Source organism: Bacillus sp. FJAT-49736 (genome assembly GCF_018343615.1).
Taxonomy (GTDB): domain Bacteria; phylum Bacillota; class Bacilli; order Bacillales; family Bacillaceae_C; genus Margalitia.
Window position 1 is genome coordinate 1,728,581 of the sequence record NZ_JAGYPI010000001.1, and the last position, 15,806, is coordinate 1,744,386.

Genomic DNA, 15,806 nt, shown 5'->3' on the forward strand with positions numbered 1-15,806 from the left:
AAAAAGGGAACATCTTTCGCTCCCTTTTGAAGTAAAGTTTATACGTTTTAGGAATTCTAGATTACTTTTGGAATTCAACTGCAACCTGCGGTGAGTTTCCGATTTGTTGCTCCACTAGTCGGATAATTTCATTAGCCGCGGCTGTGCTTTGTTCCTTAGATTTCACCGTAATATTAATGTTTGTACCGTCCGACTGAACTAACGCATCCTTGTAGCCATGAGACTTAATTAAAGTTTCTAAAACTTGTTCTTGTTGTGCTGTATCATTTAGCTTTTGCATTTCGTCATAGATTTTGTTTTTTTCATCAATGGAAATATTTGTAGTAGCTAATCTGTCTGTTAATTGCTGCTGTATTTTGCTTCTTTCATCATCTCTTGACATACGCATTGCTTCAAATGCTTCATCCCCTGCAGCTTGTGTAGAAATATTTACTTTCCCTTCGTTTTTAGATGTTGAATTTGTGTTAGCTTTCCCGTTTTTATCGACCATTGCAAAATCATTATTTGTTTTTGGATCTGAAGTAACATAATAGACTGATAGAACCACTACTAGACTTAGCATTGTTAATAACCAAACAGTTTGTTTTTTAAGTAACATTTTATTTCCCCCTTAATTTTTTTTCGGCAAAACCGTTACTTTATAATCAGGCACATTAAAAGTTCTTGCTACTGCTTCTTTTACCCATCTTTGTATGGTCATATTGTTTGCCCCCTCTGCAATAACGAGAACACCAACTATATTAGGTTTCTTCGTTTCTGTAACAATGGGAGTCTCATTTTCTCCATTTCTAATAATTACTAGCTTTTCGTCCTGAGAAAGGTCATCTACCTTTCGTTCTCCGCCATTACGGTCGGTTTCGGTTGTTGTTTGATTTTGAGAAGTAGTGTTTTTCTCATATACCTTACTTTCCGATGAACCAACATTTACTACTACCTTTACCTTTCCAACACCATCTATTTGCTCCAGCGCATCCTTCAACACACTCTCATACTGCCTTTCATAATCCTTCATCGATTTTGCCTGTTTATTGGATGAACCAGATCCGAATGTTGCTACATCCTTTTGATCATTCGGCTGATTAAAGACAGGTGTGGAATTATCGTTTTGGTTTTTGCTCCAAATATTACTAATCAGCATGATGGCTATACCAAAGAGAAGCAGAATTAAAAAGTACTGAAGCTTGTTCTTTTTTCCGCTACTTTGATTTTCTTGCGATGCAAATAGCTTTTCCTTTAGCCAGTCGAAGGGCCCTTTCTTATCGCTCATTTAGCTGTCCGTTCCCCCTTTCAAAATGTAGCTCTATCGATTGGTTCGTTAGGTTCCACTTCTTGATTAAAAATGCTGTAATACTCTCTGTTTCTACGGAATTTTGATTTTCAACTGGTTTTTGTGTATCAATTTCAATAGGTTCTATTGCTGCAACTGACTGATCATCCTTTGCATTTTTTAAATAAAGAATAATCTTGTCAATATTGTCTACAGATGCTTGTTCATGTTCTTTTATCTTCAGTTCAATATCGCCATCGATGCTTTTTCCAAAACGGTCTATCAACTCCTTATTCACATCTTTTTTCATTTGGACAGCCACTTGTTTTAATTTATATGCATCTTGGGAGGCTTGTATTTCTTTTTTTTTCATTTCTATTGAATTTTCTACTTGATTTTTATTCACAATGGATGTAGCGGAAACCTGGTCCATAATACTATCAAAATCTTGCGAAAATAGTTTTAAAATAGGGGTCAAGATAATAGCAATTAATAATAATCCAGTAACCAATTTTGTATATTTTTTCATTGTTGAGCTGGGCAAAAGCATGTCCAAGATCATTGCTAAAAGGATAAATACAATAATATTCATGACCCATTCTGTGATAAAGCTCATGGAGTTCCCTCCAATCCTTTCTTCGTCTATTAGATTGAATAAACTGATTAAAAAAACTAAAAGAAATAAATATTTTTAACGCATCATCATCGTAATATTCCCAGCTGTGATAATGATCGTGAGACTCAAAAAGAACATAATTGCTACAATTGCCAATGCTGCAAAGACATAAATCATATTTTTGCTGATTGTATCTAGACAAGATATAACTGGACCATTACCAACAGGCTGTAGAATTGCGGCCGTAAATTTAAACATAAAGGCTAGTGCTAATATTTTAATTGCAGGAAATGCTGCGATTATTAATACGATAACAACTCCCGCAATACCTAAAGTATTTTTCAGCAATACCGATGCACTGATGACAGTGTCAGCAGCATCGGTAAACATTCTTCCTATTACAGGAATAAAATTTCCAGTAACAAATTTTGCAGTCCTAATCGAAATTCCATCTGCCACTGCTGAAGCTGTGCCCTGTACAGAAATAACACCAAGAAATATGGTCATAAATATTCCAAGTAAGCCAATTCCGCAATTCCTTAAAAGTTGTGCTAATTGCGTTGCTTTATAATGCTCTGAAAGTGTACTGACGATGCTTAACAATGTAGACAATAAAATAAGAGGCAAAACAACATATTGTACGAGTATGCCACTTGTATTCATGAGGAAAATAATCACAGGGTGGAAAAACGCAGCGGATGTTATACCTCCCGAGGTTGAAATTAATGCAAGTAGCAACGGCATTAACGCTATAATAAAATTGATCATCGTACTAATAGCATCTTTTGTATAGCTTATAGCGACGTGAAAGCTATTAAGAGCAATAATGATCAACACCATAAAAACAATCGAGTATGCTACCTTGCTGATTGTTCCTTGTTCAAATGCATTATGCAAGGATTGAAGAAATAAACTAAAAATCGTTAATATTATTAAAGACCCTAGTAATTTTCCATTCATTATTATTTCTTGAAATAAAAATTTCAGAATGCCTGTAAACCATTGATTTAAGGAGAAATTTTTATCCCCTTTTATAAAATCAATAAGGCTTCCCTTTTGACTATCAGGTAAAAATCCTCCGTATTCATCCACAATTTTTTGCCAATATCCAGTTAATTCCTCTATGCCTAAATCATTCATTTGTTTGTTAACGAGCTCATCCTGCAAAGTGTCTCCATCATTTTTATCTGTGGCTGCTATTGCGGTGCTTTGTCCAATAAAGAATAGAAATACTATTATTAATAACTGCATCCATTGCCGCAATTTTCTTTTCACCTCTTTTTTATATACACTGTCCCAGTTAACCATTAGGAATTAAATGAATGACCGTTTCAATTAGTACACTTAATATTGGGATAGCCATCGCTAAAATAATGATTTTCCCAGCTAATTCGACTTTTGCAGCCATTGCCCCTTGTCCGGCATCCTTAGATATATGAGAAGCAAATTCAGCAATATATGCCACTCCTATTATTTTCAAGATAGTTTCAACATAGAGCGTACTTACATTTGCATTTGTAGCTATCCTTTGCACCATATGAATGATTTCTCTCAGCTGGTCTACCAAAAACAGAAAGATGGCACTACCGACAAATAATACTAATAGAAATGCAAAATTTGGTTTTTGCTCCTTAATAATTAAAGCCAAAAAGGTGGTAATGAGGGATATGCCGACTATTTGTATTATTTCAATTCTTAAGCCCTCCCTTTTAAATTCATAATCCTATCGATTATCGTAGCTGTTTTCACGTTAAGTGTTACTCTTCGTCATATGCTATAAAGTACTAATTTAAATAGGTTTCGAGGCATCTTTTCTTATCAAATTTATTCATTTTTACCCAATTAAGGTTATTACCGAGAATTCTTATAGAAAACAACAAAGTTTCAGAAAAGAGCCTTTATTGAAATAGAAAAACAGATTTTATTTTTCCAAATAGATCACTTACGATAGAAGCTACCATAAACAAAATATATATAAAGCCAAATAGGGTTACCCATTGGGCATACTCCTTTTTCCCAACCTGATCCAAAATAGTATGCAAAAACGCAACGACGATTCCAACACCGGCTATTTTAAAGATGATATCAACATCAATCCCCACTTTTTCTCCTCCATTTCCACTACATCAATAAAATGACAATTAATAGACCTGTTAAAAAACCCATGCTCTTCACCATTTTTTCATACCGCTTTTGCCTATCGTAAGCATCTTTTTCTTCTCTTTCCAAATGGGTAATGGTTAGATGTATATTCTTCTGCTCTGTAAGGCGGTCATGCTTTCCTAAATTTTCACCAAATTGTTTCAAAATTTCGTACTCGTTTTGCTTTAGTGATGTCATTTTCCAAATCTCTTGTAGGCTTGATTCCCAAGCATTTTTCACGGTTGTGAGATTGTTAAGAAGCTTCTCGGCAAAGGAAGAAAAAAAAATGGAAAGTGGTTTCGGAAATTGTGGCGATAATTTTCTTGCTGCTTCATGGAGTGGAGTATGACCATACATAATTTCCGCTTCAAGCGATTGAAGTGCTGATTTGAACCATCGTAATTGTTTTGGACGTTCACTTAAATGCCTTGATATCTCAAAGCCGCCCCAAGTAGTTGCTAATATAATAAATAGAGCACCAAAGATTTTTATCATTTTGACACACCAGCTTTAAACTTTATTTCATTTCCAAAGCCATCCCTAATTTTCCGAACCGTTCCAGGACCATGTGATCGCGATAATTCAATAAATCTCTCAAAAGTGTGCATCTGCAATATTTCTTTTAATATTGGCCGTTTTTGAATATCCTCATAGGAATTTCCATGTGTCGTCATAATAAGGGTAATCCCTGCATTAATTGCTTCTAGAATAGCAATGCTATCCTCTTCTCTACCAATTTCATCAACAATCAGCACATCGGGGCTCATGGAGCGAATTAGCATCATCATCCCTTCCGCTTTGGGGCAGGCATCTAAAATGTCTACCCTAGGTCCAAAACGTAATTGAGGAACACCTCTTACGCATCCTGCTATTTCAGACCTTTCATCCACGATCCCAACCTTCATTGCGGGAATATGCTTGTCCTTTACACCACTTGAAATGATTCTGGCAATGTCACGCAAATAGGTAGTCTTTCCAGTTTGCGGAGGACCAATAATCATTGTATGCTGCCATTTATTATGGTGGATATAAGGAATAAAAGGTTCCGCCACGCCTATCTTTTCTTTGGCAATCCTTATATTAAAGGAGGCAATATGTCTAATGGCTTTGACTAAACCATTCTCCAGTATGACTTTGCCTGCAATTCCAACTCGATGCCCGCCGTTTATAGTGATATAACCCTTTTTAAGTTCTTCATCTAATGTATAAAAGGAATAATTGGCAATTCTATTAATAAATTGCTCTGCATCCGCTTCAATCACTATATATGATAGAAAAAACGATTCATTATTAGAAATGACTTCGACAGGTCTGCTAACACGGATACGAATTTCTTCCATGGTATTTATGATGGGAGTCGGTAATTCTTGTATTTTTTCTGAAATGTTTTTTGGCAATAAGTTAAAAATTGTTTCCACAAGCTGATTCCTCCTTTTGTACAGGCCTCCCGATACTAAATGTATTCTAAACTATTGAAATTATGACTTTGAAAATGCTGTTTTGTATCGATTACTACTTTACCTAAGTGAAAATAAATGTGTAGCTTTATGACTTTCATTTACAAAAACAATAATGCTTCGGAAAAAGAGTCTAAAGAAGCAAAAAAAAAAGAAACCGAAATAGTTTTCGATTTCTTTTTCAAGAAATTAGGCTCTTGATACGTAAGAACCATCAGTTGTATTAATTATTAGCTTATCCCCTTCATTTACAAAGAAAGGAACATGAACTACTAAACCGGTTTCAACCGTTGCAGGCTTAGAACCGCCGGAAGCAGTGTCCCCTTTAATACCTGGTTCTGTTTCTGTTACTGTCAACTCAACTGTATTTGGAAGCTCCACTCCAAGTGTTTCTGTTTGGAACATCATAATATTTACTTCCATATTTTCTTTTAAGAACTTTAATTCATATTCTATAGCGCTTGAGCTTAACTCAATTTGCTCGTATGATTCATTATCCATGAATACATGGGAATCGCCATTGGCATATAAGTATTGCATTCTGCGGTTATCGATTTGGGCCTTTTCCACCTTTTCACCAGCACGGAATGTCTTTTCTTGAATAGCACCAGTTCTTAAGTTACGCAGCTTAGAACGTACAAACGCTGCTCCCTTCCCCGGTTTAACGTGTTGGAAATCAATTACGCGCCAAATACCGCCATCTACCTCAATGGTTAAACCTGTACGAAAATCATTTACAGAAATCATGCTTTATTTCCTCCTCATTTTAAAGACACATCTAAGATGATATATCATTTGTGTGTTTCCAATCTACAGAATAATTAAATCCTTTGTGGAATGTGTAAGGGTTTCGTTTGAGTCTTCCGTAATTAATGTATCATCTTCGATTCTCACGCCGCCTAATCCAGGAATATAAATTCCAGGCTCTATTGTAACTACCATTCCTGGTTTTAGTACAATATCAGAGCGAACAGATAGACTTGGTCCCTCGTGTACTTCAAGTCCAATGCCATGTCCTAAGGAATGTCCGAAACTTTCTCCGTAGCCATGACTAGATATATAATCACGAGCAATTGCATCCGCTTCAATACCTGTCATACCAGGTTTGATTTTTTCTACTGCAAGCAATTGTGCCTCTAATACAACATTGTAAATTTCTTTTAGCTTCTCAGATGGTTCACCAACTGCCACCGTTCGGGTAATATCAGAAATATAGCCTTTATAAAGCGCACCATAATCCAAGGTTACAAAGTCACCTTTTTCGATAACCTTTTCACTTGCTACACCATGTGGTAGTGCAGATCGTGTTCCAGATGCGACTATAGTATTGAATGAAGATGAAGTTGCTCCACATTTTCTCATAAAAAACTCAAGCTCATTCGAAACGTCTAGCTCCGTCAATCCAGGTTTAATATAATCTATAATGTGCTTGAATGCTGCATCAGCAATGTCGGCAGCTTCCTTTAATATCTTAATCTCTGATTCCGTCTTTATCAAGCGTAAATTTTCAATAAGGTTCGTAACAGGTATTAGTTCAGCTTTAATGAATTTCTGATATGTTTGAAACTCTGAATAGGTTACATAATCCTGTTCAAAACCCAAATTTTTTATGCCAAGATTTTTTACCTGCTCAGCAATTTCTTCATGTATGATTCCTTTATGCTGAACGATTTTAAAGCCTTCTGCCTGCTTCGATGCTTGCTCTACGTAGCGAAAATCAGTAATAAATAGGGCAGCATCTCCAGCAATTAAAACTGCACCAGATGATCCGGTAAAATTGGAGATATATCTTCGATTATAAGGGCTGGTAATCAAAATCCCATCTATTCCTGATGAATGAAAAGCCTCTCGTAATTTTTCAAGCTTTACCATATTATTCTCCCCTTTTTATGTATTCTGTTAGAGCTTTTAAGGCTAATTCATAGCCGAAAAAACCTAATCCCACTATTTGGCCCACCGTAACTGGTGCCGTAATGGAATCCCTTCTAAACGCTTCCCGCGCATGGACATTGGAAATATGAACTTCAATTACAGGTACATTAATGGAAGCAATAGCATCACGAATTGCGTAACTGTAATGAGTAAATGCTCCTGGATTTAAGATAATCCCGGTATAGTTTTCCTCGTCTGCCTTATGAATATAGTCGATCAATTCACCTTCATGGTTGGACTGAAACGCATTCACAACCGCATCATAGGATGGAGCCAATTTTTTTAAATGTTCCACTAAATATTCTAGTGTATTGCTTCCATAAATATCTGGTTCCCTTTTTCCAAGCAAATTTAAATTTGGTCCGTTTAAAACAAGTATTTTTTTCATTTTTTTTTGCACCTTTTAAAGCAAGAATATACAGCATAATCATTCTATCATAAACAACAAAACATACACTAGCGTAAAAATTCAATTAACTTTTTACTTCTTTATTTTTATCACGAAAATGAGTTCTTTCATTTTGCTCATAAGAAATAGAGTAACCAATGAATACCCCGTAAAGTATATATAAACAGACACATGTAATGATGGTATTAAAGTCTATTTTAAAAAACGGCTTCATACTCGGGAAAATGGGATTTAAAATAAAAAATACAATTAAGAATAATACAACACCGTAAGTCGCCCCTACCCACATTGTCCTTAATTTTTTCAATACTCCATAATAGAGAAATGCAGCGCCCATGGAAACAATTCCATATGCAAAAATGGAAATAATAATTCCAATCCAACTTTCTCTCCATGTCCCGACTGTAAAAGGCTCCAAAATAATGTTTGGCTCAATTTTAATAAAATTTAAATAGTAGGAGAAGTAGGCTATAGCACTCCAAAACACCCCACCAATAAATCCTGTAATAACAACCATCTTCACAAAAGATCCAGGTTCACTCAACCATGTTTGTTCGTGCTGTGTTTCCATTATGCCACCTCCAAAAATAAATGAAAGCAATGGTCTAATAAAAACCAAAGTCTTTATTAGTAGAATATCCATATCTTATTCAGCTAGTCGTATTACATTTTTTTTAGTAAAATGAATATATCTTCTTTTATATGAATCAATTCTGCAATAACTTTCATATAGAATAGAGGACTATCGTAATGCACACGGTACTCATTCAGATAAATAGGTTGGTGAAAAAAATGGATAATAAAAAGGCGAATGTCTATGGAGGGCAGGCGGTAATAGAAGGTGTTATGTTTGGAGGAAAAAACCAAACAGTTACAGCAGTCAGAAGAAAGGATTCATCTATTGAATATTTTTATCTCCCTCGTAAAGAGAGACCTGCCTTACAGGCGTTAAAAAAGATTCCCTTTTTAAGAGGCATTATTGCTATATTGGAAGCTAGTGCGAACGGTTCCCAGCATTTGAATTTTTCTAGCGAAAGATACGAAGTGGACCCAGAGGATGATGAAAAAATAAAGGAAGAAAGAGTATCTAAGACAACGATGGTTTTAGGAATTGCAACTCTCGGTGTTCTATCCTTCATTTTTGGAAAATTCGTTTTTACTCTCGTTCCCGTTTTTCTTGCAGCATTATTTAAACCGATAATATCCAATGATATTGGTCAAGTACTGCTGGAAGGTTTATTTAAGCTAATTCTATTGCTTTGCTATATTTATTTTGTATCATTGACTCCTCTTATTAAGCGAGTTTTTCAATATCATGGAGCTGAGCACAAGGTTATCAATGCCTTTGAAAATAATTTGGAGCTAACAGTGGAAAATGTTCAATCACAATCACGATTGCATTACAGATGCGGAAGCAGCTTTATTTTATTTACAGTTGTGATTGGAGTCATTATATACTTATTTGTTCCTACAACTCCTCTGTGGCTTAGAATCGTTGATAGGATTGCACTTATACCTGTTGTATTAGGGATCTCATTTGAAGTATTACAATTTACGAATAAATTACGGAATATACCAGTACTTCGCTATCTTGGCTATCCTGGACTATGGCTTCAGTTACTTACTACAAAAGAACCGGCTGATGATCAAGTGGAAGTAGCAATTGCTTCGTTTAAAGAATTGCTACAAGTGGAAAAAAAGGAAAAAGACATTTCCGTGGAAGCACCTGAAATGTCCATGTAATAAGCGAATTGTATTGAATCCTGAAGCAATACCAAATATGTGAATAAATTGGTATAAAAGGATGATTTTGAGGAAACAATGCTTATGATGCTCTTATGGAGGTGGCTTTTTTGCATGTAAGAAACAGTATAGTCGGTGTGATCTTTCTCCTGGCAGTCATTGGCTTTGGTGCATTAATATTTACAAATCCAGCTTCCCTTATGAAGCAAATCATTTTTGCCGGTCTTCTTATATTAGCTGTATCGTTTATCTATCGTATGTGGAGCGGCAAAAAATCAAATGTTAAGGAACAACGGAATTTTATAAAAGCTGCACGTAGATCAAAACGACGTCTCAAAAAGCGTCAAACATTAGGAAAATCAACTGTACAAGTTCGGAATAAGCCGATCCGGAAGAAATCAGATGTTCAGCTTACAGTCATTGAAGGTAAAAAAGGAAAGAAAAAAAATCGAGCCATTTTTTGATAAAAATTGATGTTAACTAGTTTCAATATGTCCATTTTTTCAGAAATTCCTTTGTACGAAAACGTCCTAACTCAATAAGGGCGTCTTTTTTTTCGGTCGTTAATGTAAACTCAGTAGAGGTGAAATCATCTGTTGGAATAAATATAATGTCTTTTTCTATTTGTCTTGATATATATCTTGTGTCATGCGCATCCTTCATTGTATCAAATAAGGCACCAAATAATTGGAAGCCATTCTTAATGGTTGCTTTGCGGTGATTCATCCGTTTCGAACTTAAGGAAATTCCAATAACTGGGCGCGCTTTTTTTACCCCTTCTCCTACAAAAAGCCACATAGGGAAGTTGCTTAATACCGCACCATCCACGATAATGTTCGTACCATCCAACGATTTAAGCTTGACCGGCTCAAAAAAATAAGGAATACTGCAGCTCATTCTGATTGCCCTAGCAACCGGGAAGCTGTCAATTGGAACACCAAGGTCCACTAAATTATCCGGTAAAACAAGTAGTTTCCCATTTGTTAAATCGGAAGCTACAACCCTCAGTCTTTCCTTTGGCAAATCTGCAAAAGTATAAACTCCCTTAGCAGCTAACATTTTAGATAGCCAATCTTCAAATACCCTGCCGCGATACAATCCTAAGCGCCAATATAAAAATAACCATTTTGCAAATGGGATGGGAAGCCATGTTTTCCTAGTATCAAGAAACCCGGACAGGTCTATGTCATTAGCGAGACTTTTTAATTCTGAGCTTTTATAACCTGCTGCGACTAGAGCGGCAATAATGGAACCAGCACTGGTACCAGCAATTCGCTTAAACGTGAATCCTTTTGCCTCTAATTCCTCGAAAGCGCCAATTAATGCCAACCCTTTTATCCCACCCCCAGAAAAGACACCATCAATGTCCATATATACATCCCCTTCAGATTGAAGTATTTATATATTTTTAAGAATGGGAATGTCAAATTAGAACTATATCAAAAATAATAAAATAAGAAAAAGGAGCTAAGCATGAATGCTTATGTAGCTTTAAAATAAAGTTTGATCAAGAATCCCACACAAATCCACATTTCACTTTAAGTTAAAAGAACCCGTTTTGAAATAAAGATTGATCAAAACGGGTTATTTTTTTTTGCGAAATATTGCACAACTTTTATAAAAAAGATTGATCATTTTCAGGGATCCGCTCTTCAAGAAAAGCACACATTTTTAGCGATTCTCTTCTGCAGCAAGAATCTCATTACATTTTTCGACACATCCCTTGCAGATATATACACCGGGACCTGCAATGAGTTTGGGAACCTCATTAGCAGGTTTCCCACAAAACGAACAATGAAGGCTAAGTTTGGTGCTGTCTTCTGGTGCTTTATCATTTGTCATTTCATTTTCCATGTCATTTTTCATGTGCTCTCTCCTCCTCCTCACTTATGATATCCTGCAATGAATGGAGCATTTCACGAATCTTCCACCGTATCGTTGATGCGGCCAACCCTCTGAACTCAGCAATCTCCGAAGATGTGTATCCATGTACTATATACATCTCCAACATATTTCTATCGTTTGGACTAAGTGTATGCATTGCCTGCCGAATAGCGATTCGATTAACAGCAGCATCCGCTTCATTAAAATTATCTGCGCTCCACAGTCTTGGATACATCTCAACTTCCTTATATCGCCTACGAAGCAACTGCATGGATAAATTGTAAGCTATTGTTCGTAGCCAACCTCCAATTTTGTCCTTATCCTTTAAGCTGGCATACCCGGTCATGGCCACAAGCATCGTCTCCTGCAAAATGTCCTCTACATCCTCCTTTCTCGACACTAATTTGGCAACAAATCGATAGAGGTGAGGTAAATATGCTAAAAAAGTATCCGCATCGTATACTGAGATGTTGTTTTGATCTGAGCCGTCACTCACATTTTCACCTCCTAACTATTATGTTGTTTATAGAGGGTAAAGTGTTGGTGCGGTTACATATATTTTTCTGCATTTTACTGATGTATTCTTCCAAATATGGTTTTATTTTTTTGAAATTCTAGGTTTCTATTGCACAAGATTCCCTCAATTTCTCAAATCTCACGCAATTATCTTCTTCCAACATTTGATCTATTACTATGCAACAATGTCGAATTTGAAACTCTTGGACTGTTTCTGTAATTTCATTAAGTAATTTGTTAGTCTGTGGCAATTTTTCCACATAACTTTTCATTGAGAGGTTGAAAATATTTAAAAGACAAAAAATAACCTCTTTAGTAAAGAATACCAAAGAGGTTATTTTTTATCGAACTTTATTGTAAAAATCAAACTCTATTGTAAAGCTACTGCTTAACTACTTACTAGCGATCATAAGCCACATTTTAATTGTGTATTGCAGTTGTCACATGTATTGCAGCCGCCAATTTCCTTTACCGTACCTTTGCGGCATACTGGACACGTATTTCCAATTTCGGATCCAATTGTAACACTTGTGGACCGCAAATCTTGAATAGTATCCACTAATACAACAGCTGGTTTTTCCTGTTGATGTGAATGAATATCTTCATCTATTTGGTTTTCTTCTGCTTTTAAGGTTAATACCTGTGAATCACGACTTCCATCTACATAAACGGTACCACCTTTTGCACCGCCTTTATATAAGCGCTCATACACCTTTTGCACCTGTTCTACTGAATAACCGCGTGGTGCATTGACTGTTTTCGAAATAGAGCTATCAATCCATCTTTGGATAACACATTGCACGTCTGCATGTGCTTCTGGTGCAAGCTCCATCGCAGTTGTGAACCAGCCTGGAAGTTGATTTGGATCTGCTTCCGGATGTTTATTAAGATACTCTTGAACAATCTCTGCTTTTACTTCAATAAATTTACCGAGACGTCCGCTGCGATAGTAAGTGAAGGAGAAATATGGCTCTAAGCCTGTTGAGCATCCAATCATTGTTCCTGTTGAACCTGTAGGAGCAACAGTTAAAAGATGTGAATTGCGAATTCCGTTCACCAGAATGGATTGTCTTATATCTTCAGGCATTTTGCTCATATAGCCAGTTTCAATAAATGCTTTGCGCAAACGATTTGTTTCTTCCTCTGTTTCTCCTGTGAGGAACGGAAAGCTTCCTTTTTCTTTCGCAAGCTCTATAGATGCACGATAAGCAGTAGTGGCAATGGTTTCGAATACTTTATCTACAAGAACATTTCCCTCTTTAGAGCCATATTCTTTTTCACAGTAGATTAATAGATCGGCAAGACCCATAACACCAAGTCCTACCCGGCGTTCCCCAAGTGCTTGCTTTTTATTTTCTTCCAGAAAATAAGGTGTTGCATTAATAACGTTATCCTGCATTCTAACGCCAATTTCGACGGTTTGTTTTAATTTCTCAAAATTAACGGTCTTATTTTCTTTATCAGCCATTTGTGCTAAATTCACCGCTGCTAAGTTACAGACACTGAATGGAGCGAGGGGTTGTTCACCACATGGATTCGTTGCAACGACTTTTTGTCCATATGCCTTTGCATTGGTCATGTCATTTGCATTATCAATAAAGAAAATTCCCGGTTCTGCTGAGTATGTTGCACAAATATTTATCAGATTCCACAGTTCTTTTGCTTTCATTTTGCGGTATGTTCTAACCTTATTTCCAAGCTTTTCCCATTCGCGAACATCGCCGACTTTATGCCATTCTTCGTTATAAATCTTCATTTCTTCCGGGCTATAATTCTCCACATCTGGGAAACGAAGCTCGTAATCAGCATCCTGTTCTACTGCGTCCATGAAATCCTTTGTTAAACAAACAGAAATATTAGCTCCTGTTAAGAACTCAGGATTATGAACAGTATAGGTACCGCCTGTAGTTAATTTTTCCTGGGCATCTTTTAAAATCCCTTCGCTAAAACCACCAAGGCCAGGAATGGATTTATAATTTAAAATTCCTTGATACATCGCTTTTTCTTGTTCTGTCAGTGGTGTAAATTTCAGCTTTTCTTTTGCATGTTTTTTGATTGTTTCATCCTGCGTAGTTTCAAGCAAAAATCTTAATATACGAGGATTTTGCATTTTGGAAATAATAAATTCTACAATATCCGGATGCCATGAAGATAGCATAATCATTTGGGCGCCACGTCTTGATCCACCTTGTTCAACAAGATGAGTAAGCTTAGCGATATCATCTAACCATGAAACAGAGCCGGATGATTTTCCATTTACCCCTTTTGCTAATGTATTTCGTGGTCTTAGAGTGGAACCGTTTGTTCCAACGCCACCCCCGCGGCTCATAATTTCCATTACTTGTTTGCGGTGATCTGAAATACCTTCGCGGGAATCTGCTACAAATGGCATTACATAGCAATTAAAATAAGTTACATCTGTATCAGCGCCGGCACCGTATAATACCCTGCCAGCCGGAACAAAATTCAAGTTCACTAATTCTTGATAGAATTTCTCAAACCATTCTTGACGCTTTTCTTCTGTATTTTCAACAGCTGCTAATCCTGTTGCGTTGCGTTTCGCAATTTGCTCATAAAATACTTCAAGTGGTTTTTCTATTACATCAATGGAGCGAACAATTAATCCAGTTTCTACTTCATTCTGATCATCCAGTGCACTTCGAAACTCTTCATCGATCAGAATCGTCGCAACATTTTTTTCCCAATCAATATCTTGTATGAAGCCTAGGCCTCTTGCTGGGAACTTTGGATCCTCTTTGATGGTTAAAACAACAAAATCACCAGTGGTAAGAGTAATTTTTTCTGTATCCTTGAAAGCATAGCGGTCAATCATTACAAGGCGGGATACCCCTTTATGGGTGATGTGCATATCAGAAGTAATTGGATATACTTGAGGAAAAAGACTGATATCCTTGTTCAATCGCTCCTTTTCAATATTCATTTTGGTAGTAAACGCAACAGACATTTTGACAACTCCTTCATTCATCTATCAAATTCATAATCTATTAAGCAAAATTCTAAGATGTTTTACTCTTAATAAGGTATCATATATCCTAAGCTAAAATCAACATATAGTATTTGAAAAACTGCAATAAATACAACATATAGGTATAGAGATGACTTTTGTCCGTTTTTGTCAAATATTGAAAAAGGCAAATTTAAGAGATTGGAAGAGAAAATATAAGATTCAATAGAAAAAATGCTTAAAAACAAATAAATTCAAACGTTGCAAACGAGAAAATCGTCGTAAAGTCTTATAATTACAGGAAAATTCGCCCATTTTTAATTTTAGAAAAAAATATATTTTTCTCTTGCAATTCAACTTGATTTTGAATAACAAAATAGAAAGTTATACTTACTTTGACAAATTAGATAAAATGTTTTGATTCAAGCAGCTTGGACGAATATAATAGATATAGTGTTACTCGTAGAAAGGAGCATAAATAAATTGTCACAATGGTACTTTTTTATCATCGTAGTCGTAGCAATTATTGCTTACACACTTTATAACTATTTTGCACAAAAGAGAATTGTAAAAACCTTGACAGAAGAGGAGTTCAAGGCTGGATATCGGAAAGCACAGCTTATTGATGTTCGAGAAGCAAATGAATTTGAAGGAGGGCATATTCTCGGCGCTCGCAATATACCTCTTTCTCAAATGAAAATGAGAATGAAAGAAATTCGCCCGGATAAGCCAGTCTATCTGTATTGCCAAAGTGGAATGAGAAGTGCACGCGTAGCTCAAATGCTGCACCGAAAGGGATATCGTGATCTTTATCATTTACAAGGCGGCTTTAAAAAATGGTCAGGACGTATTAAAGCGAAATAATGTAAACCGCA

18 protein-coding genes and 1 pseudogene are annotated in these 15,806 nt (G+C 36.1%); 3 read left to right on the forward strand and 16 right to left on the reverse strand.

Annotation, left to right across the window (positions count from 1 at the left end):
- Positions 1-61 precede the first annotated feature (61 nt).
- From KHA87_RS09020 to KHA87_RS09075, 12 genes are all read right to left on the reverse strand, one after another.
- On the reverse strand, positions 62-598 hold the full coding sequence (locus tag KHA87_RS09020) for a SpoIIIAH-like family protein (RefSeq protein ID WP_213093737.1): 537 nt from the start codon (positions 596-598) through the stop codon (positions 62-64).
- Between the two features lie 12 nt (positions 599-610).
- Positions 611-1,267 carry a stage III sporulation protein AG gene (gene spoIIIAG, locus KHA87_RS09025; protein ID WP_213093738.1) on the reverse strand — a complete coding sequence of 219 codons (657 nt, stop codon included), beginning with the start codon at positions 1,265-1,267 and terminating at the stop codon, positions 611-613.
- Entirely contained in the window at positions 1,257-1,883 is a 627-nt protein-coding gene (spoIIIAF, locus tag KHA87_RS09030) for a stage III sporulation protein AF (RefSeq protein ID WP_213093739.1), read from the reverse strand. Before spoIIIAF ends, spoIIIAG begins: the two co-directional genes overlap by 11 nt.
- Positions 1,884-1,958: 75 nt before the next feature.
- The gene (spoIIIAE, locus tag KHA87_RS09035; protein WP_249310239.1) at positions 1,959-3,146 is read right to left on the reverse strand and encodes a stage III sporulation protein AE; all 1,188 of its coding nucleotides are present in this window, start codon (positions 3,144-3,146) and stop codon (positions 1,959-1,961) included.
- Positions 3,147-3,183: 37 nt separating this feature from the next.
- Complete coding sequence (gene spoIIIAD, locus KHA87_RS09040) at positions 3,184-3,567, reverse strand: stage III sporulation protein AD (RefSeq protein WP_213094294.1); 384 nt, start codon at positions 3,565-3,567, stop codon at positions 3,184-3,186.
- Between the two features lie 214 nt (positions 3,568-3,781).
- On the reverse strand, positions 3,782-3,985 hold the full coding sequence (gene spoIIIAC, locus KHA87_RS09045) for a stage III sporulation protein AC (protein WP_101353406.1): 204 nt from the start codon (positions 3,983-3,985) through the stop codon (positions 3,782-3,784).
- Between the two features lie 19 nt (positions 3,986-4,004).
- Entirely contained in the window at positions 4,005-4,520 is a 516-nt protein-coding gene (gene spoIIIAB, locus KHA87_RS09050) for a stage III sporulation protein SpoIIIAB (protein WP_213093740.1), read from the reverse strand.
- Entirely contained in the window at positions 4,517-5,443 is a 927-nt protein-coding gene (spoIIIAA, locus tag KHA87_RS09055; RefSeq protein ID WP_213093741.1) for a stage III sporulation protein AA, read from the reverse strand. Before spoIIIAA ends, spoIIIAB begins: the two co-directional genes overlap by 4 nt.
- Before the next feature lie 228 nt (positions 5,444-5,671).
- Positions 5,672-6,229 (reverse strand): elongation factor P, encoded by a 558-nt coding sequence (gene efp / locus KHA87_RS09060; protein WP_213093742.1) that lies wholly within the window; start codon positions 6,227-6,229, stop codon positions 5,672-5,674.
- A 63-nt stretch (positions 6,230-6,292) separates the two neighbouring features.
- On the reverse strand, positions 6,293-7,354 hold the full coding sequence (locus KHA87_RS09065; protein ID WP_213093743.1) for a M24 family metallopeptidase: 1,062 nt from the start codon (positions 7,352-7,354) through the stop codon (positions 6,293-6,295).
- 1 nt (position 7,355) lies between these two features.
- A complete protein-coding gene (aroQ, locus tag KHA87_RS09070; RefSeq protein ID WP_213093744.1) occupies positions 7,356-7,802 on the reverse strand; it encodes a type II 3-dehydroquinate dehydratase in 447 nt (148 codons plus the stop codon).
- 85 nt (positions 7,803-7,887) lie between these two features.
- Positions 7,888-8,394, reverse strand: a complete 507-nt coding sequence (locus tag KHA87_RS09075; protein WP_213093745.1) for a YqhR family membrane protein — start codon at positions 8,392-8,394, stop codon at positions 7,888-7,890.
- Between the two features lie 221 nt (positions 8,395-8,615).
- On the opposite strand from KHA87_RS09075, the gene KHA87_RS09080 reads away from it, so the two are divergent.
- Together KHA87_RS09080 and KHA87_RS09085 are read left to right on the forward strand one after the other, a co-directional pair.
- Positions 8,616-9,566: a DUF1385 domain-containing protein gene (locus KHA87_RS09080; RefSeq protein WP_213093746.1), complete on the forward strand. Its 951-nt coding sequence runs from the start codon at positions 8,616-8,618 to the stop codon at positions 9,564-9,566.
- A 110-nt stretch (positions 9,567-9,676) separates the two neighbouring features.
- Positions 9,677-10,030, forward strand: coding sequence for an SA1362 family protein (locus tag KHA87_RS09085; RefSeq protein WP_213093747.1), 354 nt, complete (start codon positions 9,677-9,679; stop codon positions 10,028-10,030).
- Positions 10,031-10,052: 22 nt separating this feature from the next.
- Here KHA87_RS09085 and KHA87_RS09090 read toward each other — a convergent pair whose 3' ends face one another.
- From KHA87_RS09090 to KHA87_RS09105, 4 genes and pseudogenes are all read right to left on the reverse strand, one after another.
- Entirely contained in the window at positions 10,053-10,937 is an 885-nt protein-coding gene (locus tag KHA87_RS09090; RefSeq protein WP_213093748.1) for a patatin-like phospholipase family protein, read from the reverse strand.
- A gap of 312 nt (positions 10,938-11,249) precedes the next feature.
- Positions 11,250-11,408: pseudogene (locus KHA87_RS09095) on the reverse strand (ClpX C4-type zinc finger protein); the annotation flags it as partial.
- A gap of 13 nt (positions 11,409-11,421) precedes the next feature.
- Positions 11,422-11,946, reverse strand: a complete 525-nt coding sequence (locus tag KHA87_RS09100; protein WP_213093749.1) for an RNA polymerase sigma factor — start codon at positions 11,944-11,946, stop codon at positions 11,422-11,424.
- Positions 11,947-12,372: 426 nt separating this feature from the next.
- Entirely contained in the window at positions 12,373-14,931 is a 2,559-nt protein-coding gene (locus tag KHA87_RS09105; RefSeq protein WP_213093750.1) for a vitamin B12-dependent ribonucleotide reductase, read from the reverse strand.
- Between the two features lie 504 nt (positions 14,932-15,435).
- On the opposite strand from KHA87_RS09105, the gene KHA87_RS09110 reads away from it, so the two are divergent.
- Positions 15,436-15,795, forward strand: a complete 360-nt coding sequence (locus tag KHA87_RS09110) for a rhodanese-like domain-containing protein (protein ID WP_481748356.1) — start codon at positions 15,436-15,438, stop codon at positions 15,793-15,795.
- The last annotated feature ends 11 nt before the right edge of the window (positions 15,796-15,806 follow it).